The sequence below is a fragment of the Photorhabdus heterorhabditis genome (genome assembly GCF_018448905.1).
Lineage (GTDB): Bacteria > Pseudomonadota > Gammaproteobacteria > Enterobacterales > Enterobacteriaceae > Photorhabdus > Photorhabdus heterorhabditis.
The window spans coordinates 1-830 of sequence record NZ_RCWA01000157.1; the positions used below are offsets into that span (position 1 = coordinate 1).

Here is an 830-nt window from a genome sequence, read left to right on the forward strand (position 1 = left end):
ATGTGGCTAAATCACACAACAACTGGATCTCTTCGGGCAGATAAAGGGATAAAAACTCCCTGGCCGTTTCGGGCTGCGTTAAAAAATGCTTGAATAACGCGTCATGGTGAGGCCGTTTTTCTTTCTTTGCCACAATCTGTTATCTCTGTCTTATCAGGTAGTCATTACTACTCATTGTCAAGGTATAGTATTTTTACCAAGTTACAAAAAACATTGTTTCAGATTTCCTCAGGCAAATCTTTACCGAATGCATTAATAGAAGAGCCTAAAGAATAAAATACTAGAAAAGAAAAAACGAGAAAATATTATATTTACAACAGCCACTCAATAAAAGTCATTGGCGGATTCATTTAAGTAAGTTTTTAACTTACATTCGCATAATAATAACCATTTCATCAAAATATCGATTACTTATATTTACGTTAATCTTGGATATTCAGATCGAAAAAATTGGGATGAATTCCATCCAGATGATCTATTATTTTGAAATGTTATTTATATTTTTCCTTTATCAATCTGAAAATACTTATTAACTTCTGTCAATATGCTCATAAATCACCATAATTTTCATCATAGAAAGAAATATAATATTGAGTAAAATAAGAGTTTTTTTCTTATCAAGAGGATCAAAAAGGTGTGACAGAGCAAGACCTGAAATCGTTCTTGAAATAAAATAAACAAAAAGAAAATACGAAGACAATATTAGGTAGTGTCCCTTAATTATATAATCTCCGGCAAAAGAGTCGAATACAGCCTAATTTCACCATCGACAGATAGTTTCGTGCTGTTTTTTCATAGCGTGTTGCAATACGTCGATTACCTTTCAAAAA

The 830-nt window shown here is 31.7% G+C and carries 1 protein-coding gene and 1 pseudogene; both read right to left on the reverse strand.

Translation table 11 applies throughout. The features are described 5' to 3' along the window. Window positions 1–133: Rpn family recombination-promoting nuclease/putative transposase (locus tag EAE89_RS23050; protein ID WP_214086238.1), on the reverse strand; the 133-nt coding region annotated here is incomplete at its 3' end. Between the two features lie 583 nt (window positions 134–716). Continuing rightward, window positions 717–830, reverse strand: a pseudogene (locus EAE89_RS23055) (IS5/IS1182 family transposase); the annotation flags it as partial.